Source organism: Streptomyces sp. NPDC025721, from assembly GCF_055558595.1.
Window position 1 is genome coordinate 91,391 of record NZ_JBVHMF010000032.1, and the last position, 6,003, is coordinate 97,393.

Sequence of the window (6,003 nt, forward strand, 5' to 3'; positions counted from 1 at the left end):
TTCCCCACAAGACAAGGAAAAGAACCCTAACCCCCCGCCCCCCCCCCCCCCCCCCCCCCCCCCCCCCCCCCCCCCCCCCCCCCCCCCCCCCCCCCCCCCCCCCCCCCCCCGCGCCGTTGTCATGTAGTCGAGAGAGTTGGTCCAGCCGTGGTCATCGGGTTCTCCATCGCCCTCATCATTTTCAGCCTGCTGCTTCTGCTGCTCGTGCTGATGCACAAGGGGAAGGGCGGCGGCCTCTCGGACATGTTCGGCGGCGGCATGCAGTCCTCCGTCGGCGGCTCCTCGGTGGCCGAGCGCAACCTCGACCGGATCACCGTCGTGGTCGGTCTGCTGTGGTTCGCCTGCATTGTCACCCTTGGCCTGGTGATGAAGTTCCAGAAGTAGGGCCGACGTTCGACTCCCGCGCATCCAGGGAGAACTGACGCCTCGTCGCCACCCCGGCTTACTATGGGGAGACGTCCTCGGGGGACAGGTCGAGCGCCTGCCACTGGACGGCACGTAAGGTCTCCGTAAACTGGCGACCTCGCAGCACCATCACGCAGGGAGTTACGACCGTGGCAAGTGGCAACGCGATCCGTGGAAGTCGGGTCGGAGCGGGGCCGATGGGAGAGGCCGAGCGCGGCGAGTCCGCGCCGCGCCTCCGCATCTCCTTCTGGTGCTCGAACGGGCACGAGACCCAGCCGAGTTTCGCCAGCGACGCGCAGATCCCGGAGACCTGGGACTGCCCACGCTGCGGCTTCCCGGCGGGGCAGGACGAGGAGAATCCGCCGGCGCCGCCGCGTACCGAGCCGTACAAGACCCACCTCGCCTACGTGCGGGAGCGGCGCAGCGCCGCCGACGGCGAGGCGATCCTCGCCGAGGCGCTGGCGAAGCTCCGCGGCGAGATCTAGCGAGATCAGGGAAGTCCCGGACCTCGGTTGCCGGGGGGGGTCAGACCTCTGAGCCCGCCCGGCGACCGAGGGCTTTCTGTTTTCACGGCACGCTCCGCGGCGGGCGTCTCAGCGGCGGCGCGGCCGGGCCGCGTGCGCGTCCGCGATATGGCCCGTCAACGCGATGGAGGCCGTAGCCCGTTCGTAGGTGAGTTGCGCGACGCGGGCGTACAGGCAGTCCACGATGAGCAGTACGGAGTGGCGGGTGCCGAAGTTGCCGCGCCTGAAGCTGGTTTCGCCCGAGGTGGACGTGAGGCGTACGTCGGCGGCCTGGGCGATCGGCGAGCGCGGGTCGCCGGTGACGGCCACGGTGACGGCGCCGCGCTCCGCGGCCAGCCGCAGCGGCTCCAGCACCTCCCGGGTGGTGCCCGAGTGCGAGATGGCCACCACCGCGTCGGAGGGCGTCAGCAGGGCCGCGGAGGTCTCCGCCGCGTGCACCTCGGTCCAGGCGTGCGCGGCGCAGCCGATGCCGTACAGCCGCGCCTCGGTCTCCCTGGCCACGATCCCCGAGCCGCCGACGCCGTAGACGTCGATCCTGCGGGCCTTCGCGAGCGTCTGCGCGGCCCGTTCCAGTGCCTCGCGGTCCAGCCGGTCGGCGGTCTGCCGCAGTGCCCGCAGATCGGCCTCCGCGACCACCCCGATCACCTGCTCCAGGTCGTCCTCGGGCCCGATCTGCGGCCCGAGCGCCGCCGTACGGGGCTCCGCCTCGCTGCGGCCCTGCTCCTGCGCCAGCTCGATCAGGAGCTGCTGGTACGAGTCCAGGCCGAGCGCCCGGCAGAAGCGGGTGACGGTGGCCTGCGAGGTGCCCGTACGCCGCCCCAGCTCGGCCGCGGAGCCGTGCGTCGCCGCGACCGGGTCGGCCAGCACCAGCTCGCCCACCTTGCGCAGGGAACCGGACATCCGGGGCAGTTCGGAGCGGATCAACGCGGTGATCATGGTGACTCGTCTCGGCTGGACGGCTTGAGGACTTGCCTGCGGGTGAATCTATCAACCACCATTCGTGGCAATGAGTGAAATCTACAGCCGACCGCTTGTGATCGGCATCGACGCGGGCGGTACCAGCAGCCGCGCGTATCTGGCGGAGGCGGCGCCGGAGACGGCCGGGGGCCCGGCGGAGGTCGTCGTGCTCGGCCGCGGCACCGGGGGGCCGGGCAACGCGCTGAGCGTCGGCCGGGCCGAACTGACCCGGCACCTGACGGACGCGGTCGCCCAGGCGGTCCCGGCCGACCTGCGGGGGCGGGTCGCCGCGGTCTACGGCGGCTTCGCGGGCGCCGCGGAAGGGCTCGGCGCCGAGCGCGGCCACGGCCTCGCGCTGTCCTGTCTGGCCGACGCGCTGGCCGCCAACGGCATCACGGGCGCCGCGATCGGCGTCGGCGGCGACACCGAGGTCGCGCTGGCCTCCGCGCCCGGCGCGCCCGGCGACGGCCTGGTGCTGATCGCGGGCACCGGCGCCATCGCCACCCGGCTCACCGGCAGACGCCGCTCCGCGGTCGTGGACGGCCACGGCTGGCTGCTCGGCGACGAGGGCAGCGGCTTCTGGCTCGGTGGCCGGGCGGTGCGGGCGGCGCTGGAGGCGCTGGACGGCCGCGGCCCCTGGACCTCGCTGGTCGCCAGGGTCGCCGCGCACTATCTGCCGCCGGGCGCGTACGAGCGGCTGGGCGGCACCGGGCGCCTGGACGGCGCGGAACGGCCAATGCCCGACGGCGAGGCGCGCGCCGATCTCAGCGAGGCCATCGTGACCAGCGCGTACGAGCAGACGCCCGCCCGGCTCGCGCAGCTCAGCAGGCAGGCGGTGGAGGCGGCGGACGAGGGCGACGCGGTGGCGCTGCGGCTGCTGGACGGCGCGGCCGATTTGCTGGTGGCGACCGTACGGGCGCTGGAGCCGCGGCCGGGGGAGCCGCTGGTGCTCACCGGCGGACTGCTCGGGCCCGGCGGCCCGCTGCTCGACCGGGTCGTCGCCCGGCTCGACGGGCTCGCGCTGCGGGTCTTCCCGGTGGCGAACGGGGGAGTGGGGGCGGCGGCGCTGGCACGGCTGTTGCTGTGAGGGCGGGCTGTTGCTGTGAGGCCGGGGGCCGCTGGTGTGAGGGGTCCTCTGTGGTGAGGCCGGGTTCCTCGCGGGGTCGCGGCGGCGCCGGGGTGTCTTGACGGCGGCGCGAAGGGTGGTTCATTGTTTCATCGGACCATCTCAAAGATGGTTGATCGAGCCGAACCGGCCACCGATCTCACCACCCGACCCACCAAGGGGGCTCGGCCATGGCCGACGCACAGCTCAGCGCCGCCCGGTTCGCCGACGAGGGGCGCGCCGCCGTCGAGCGCGCCATCGCGGCCAACAAGGACTCCGTCGCCGCCGCGGGACGGCTCTTCGCCGACTGCGTGGCCGCCGACGGTGTGATCCACGGCTTCGGCACCGGCCACTCCCAGGCCACCGTCCTGGAGATCGTCGGCCGCGCGGGCGGCCTGATCCCCACCAACCGGATCGGCCTCGCCGACCTCGTGCTGCGCGGCGGCGAGGACCGCTCGGTGCTCGACGACCCGCTGCTGGAACGTTCCCCCGGCCTGGCCAGGCGGCTGTACGACCTGTCGACGCCGCACCCGCGGGACCTGTTCGTGATCGTCTCCAACTCCGGTGTGAACAACTCCGTGGTGGACATGGCGCTCCAGGTCAAGGAGGCGGGGCACCCGCTGGTCGCCCTCACCTCGCTGACCCACACCCGCGCCGTGCCCGCCCTGCACCCCAGCGGCAAGCGGCTCGCGGACATCGCCGACGCCGTCCTCGACAACTGCGCGCCCGCCGGTGACGCCCTGCTCCCGCTGCCCGACGGCGGCGCGCTGTGCGGTGTCTCCACCATCACCTCGGCCCTGCTGGTCCAGATGGTCGTCGCCGAGTGCGTGGGCCTGCTCACCGCCGAGGGGCACCAGGCGCCGGTCTACATCTCCGCGAATCTGCCCGGCGGCTTCGAGCGCAACGCCGTCCTGGAGGAGCGCTACGCGGGCCGCCTGCACCGCGGCGGTTTCTGACCCGCCGCCACTTCTCCCGCGCCACCGAGCCGCCCGCGCTCGCCGAGTCCGCCGCGCTGCCCCGGCGCGGCGGACCTGGCCCGCCGCGGTCACCGTGACGGCCGTATCCGGCGCTCTCGGCACGGTGCGGAACGTCAGTGAGGTGACGCTCCTCCAGGAACGCACCCCGGCGGACCTGCTCGGCCGGGTCAGCGCCGCCAACCGCACGCCTTCCTGATGCCCGCCCTCGTCTCGTTCCGGCGTGTCATCAATTAGCGTGGGGCGTGCAGCGAGGACGAGGAGAAGTGGACTGATGTCCGAAACGAACGCGCAGGGCCCGAAGGCTCTCGACCAGCGTGCCGAATGGCACGCGCTCGGCAAGCACCGCGAGGAACTGGCGGACGCGCACCTGCGGGATCTGTTCGCGGCCGACCCCGAGCGGGGCAGCCGTTACACCCTCCAAGTGGGTGACCTCCACCTGGACTACTCCAAGCAGCTCGTGACGGACGAGACGCTCCGGCTGCTGCGCGAACTGGCCGCCGCGACCGGGGTGTTCGAGCTTCGTGACGCGATGTTCCGCGGCGAGCGGATCAATGTCACCGAGGACCGGGCGGTCCTGCACACCGCTCTGCGCGCCCCGCGCTCCGCGGTGATCGAGCTGGACGGCCAGGACGTCGTGCCCGCCGTGCACTCCGTGCTCAACAAGATGCAGGTCTTCTGCGACCGGGTGCGCTCGGGGGAGTGGACCGGCCACACCGGCAAGCGGATCAGGAATGTCGTCAACATCGGCATCGGCGGCTCCGATCTCGGCCCCGCGATGGCCTACGAGGTGCTGCGCGCCTACACCGACCGCGGTCTGACGGTCCGTTTCGTGTCCAACGTGGACGGCGCCGACCTGCACGAGGCGGTCCGCGACCTGGACGCGGCCGAGACGCTGTTCATCATCGCGTCCAAGACCTTCACCACCATCGAGACCATCACCAACGCCACCTCCGCCCGCGACTGGCTGCTCACCGAGCTGCGCGCCGACGAGTCCGCGGTCGCCAAGCACTTCGTGGCGCTGTCCACCAACGCGGAGAAGGTCGCCGACTTCGGCATCGACACCCAGAACATGTTCGAGTTCTGGGACTGGGTCGGCGGCCGGTACTCCTACGACTCGGCCATCGGCCTCTCCTTGATGCTGGCCATCGGCCCCGACCGCTTCCGCGAGATGCTGGCCGGATTCCACCTGGTCGACGAGCACTTCAGGACCGCGCCGCCGGAGGAGAACGTCCCGCTGCTGCTCGGCCTGCTCGGCGTCTGGTACGGCGGTTTCCACGACGCGCAGTCGCACGCGGTGCTGCCGTACAGCCACTACCTGAGCAAGTTCACCGCCTACCTCCAGCAGCTCGACATGGAGTCCAACGGCAAGTCCGTGGACCGGCAGGGCAACCCGGTGACCTGGCAGACGGGCCCGGTCGTCTGGGGCACGCCGGGCACCAACGGGCAGCACGCGTACTACCAGTTGCTGCACCAGGGCACCAAGCTCGTCCCCGCGGACTTCATCGGCTTCGCGCGCCCGGTCGACGAACTCGGGCCGCTCGCCTCCCAGCACGACCTGCTGATGGCGAACTTCTTCGCGCAGACCCAGGCGCTGGCCTTCGGCAAGACGCCGGACGAGGTCAGGGCCGAGGGCGTGCCCGAGGAACTGGTCCCGCACAAGACCTTCCGCGGGAACCACCCCACGACCACCATCCTGGCCACCGAGCTGACGCCGTCCGTCCTCGGCCAGCTCATCGCCCTCTACGAGCACAAGGTGTTCGTCCAGGGCGCGGTCTGGAACATCGACTCCTTCGACCAGTGGGGCGTCGAGCTGGGCAAGGTCCTCGCCAAGCGCGTCGAGCCCGCCCTCGCCGAGGGCACCGCCGTCCCCGGCCTGGACGCCTCCACCACGGCCCTGGTCGCCAAGTACCGCGAGCTGCGCGGTCGCTGAGGCACCACGCACCGGGGGGGGGGGGGGGGGGGGGGGGGGGGGGGGGGGGGGGGGGGGGGGGGGGGGGGGGGGGGGGGGGGGGGGGGGGGGGGGGGGGGGGGGGGG

At 72.7% G+C, this 6,003-nt stretch carries 7 protein-coding genes; 6 read left to right on the forward strand and 1 reads right to left on the reverse strand.

The annotated features are described in order from the left end of the window. Positions 1 to 147: 147 nt before the first annotated feature. Together secG and ACZ4EF_RS32225 are read left to right on the forward strand one after the other, a co-directional pair. On the forward strand, positions 148 to 384 hold the full coding sequence (secG, locus tag ACZ4EF_RS32220) for a preprotein translocase subunit SecG (protein ID WP_355333892.1): 237 nt from the start codon (positions 148 to 150) through the stop codon (positions 382 to 384). A gap of 170 nt (positions 385 to 554) precedes the next feature. After that, positions 555 to 890, forward strand: coding sequence for an RNA polymerase-binding protein RbpA (locus tag ACZ4EF_RS32225; RefSeq protein WP_073497103.1), 336 nt, complete (start codon positions 555 to 557; stop codon positions 888 to 890). Between the two features lie 108 nt (positions 891 to 998). Here the strand turns inward: ACZ4EF_RS32225 and ACZ4EF_RS32230 are convergent, their stop codons facing one another. Beyond that, entirely contained in the window at positions 999 to 1,865 is an 867-nt protein-coding gene (locus ACZ4EF_RS32230) for a MurR/RpiR family transcriptional regulator (protein WP_467507672.1), read from the reverse strand. Between the two features lie 70 nt (positions 1,866 to 1,935). On the opposite strand from ACZ4EF_RS32230, the gene ACZ4EF_RS32235 reads away from it, so the two are divergent. From ACZ4EF_RS32235 to pgi, 4 genes are all read left to right on the forward strand, one after another. Beyond that, positions 1,936 to 2,973 carry an N-acetylglucosamine kinase gene (locus tag ACZ4EF_RS32235; protein WP_467507674.1) on the forward strand — a complete coding sequence of 346 codons (1,038 nt, stop codon included), beginning with the start codon at positions 1,936 to 1,938 and terminating at the stop codon, positions 2,971 to 2,973. Between the two features lie 209 nt (positions 2,974 to 3,182). Then, entirely contained in the window at positions 3,183 to 3,947 is a 765-nt protein-coding gene (locus tag ACZ4EF_RS32240; RefSeq protein WP_401856613.1) for a sugar isomerase domain-containing protein, read from the forward strand. A gap of 94 nt (positions 3,948 to 4,041) precedes the next feature. After that, a complete protein-coding gene (locus ACZ4EF_RS32245; protein ID WP_402713712.1) occupies positions 4,042 to 4,164 on the forward strand; it encodes a hypothetical protein in 123 nt (40 codons plus the stop codon). 75 nt (positions 4,165 to 4,239) lie between these two features. Then, positions 4,240 to 5,898 carry a glucose-6-phosphate isomerase gene (pgi, locus tag ACZ4EF_RS32250; protein WP_355333880.1) on the forward strand — a complete coding sequence of 553 codons (1,659 nt, stop codon included), beginning with the start codon at positions 4,240 to 4,242 and terminating at the stop codon, positions 5,896 to 5,898. The last annotated feature ends 105 nt before the right edge of the window (positions 5,899 to 6,003 follow it).

Bases quoted from the DNA above. Each gene is read 5' to 3' on its own strand.
- ACZ4EF_RS32230 (WP_467507672.1), bottom strand. From the start codon at position 1,865: ATGATCACCGCGTTGATCCGCTCCGAACTGCCCCGGATGTCCGGTTCC.
- ACZ4EF_RS32235 (WP_467507674.1), top strand. From the start codon at position 1,936: ATGAGTGAAATCTACAGCCGACCGCTTGTGATCGGCATCGACGCGGGC.
- ACZ4EF_RS32240 (WP_401856613.1), top strand. From the start codon at position 3,183: ATGGCCGACGCACAGCTCAGCGCCGCCCGGTTCGCCGACGAGGGGCGC.
- pgi (WP_355333880.1), top strand. From the start codon at position 4,240: ATGTCCGAAACGAACGCGCAGGGCCCGAAGGCTCTCGACCAGCGTGCC.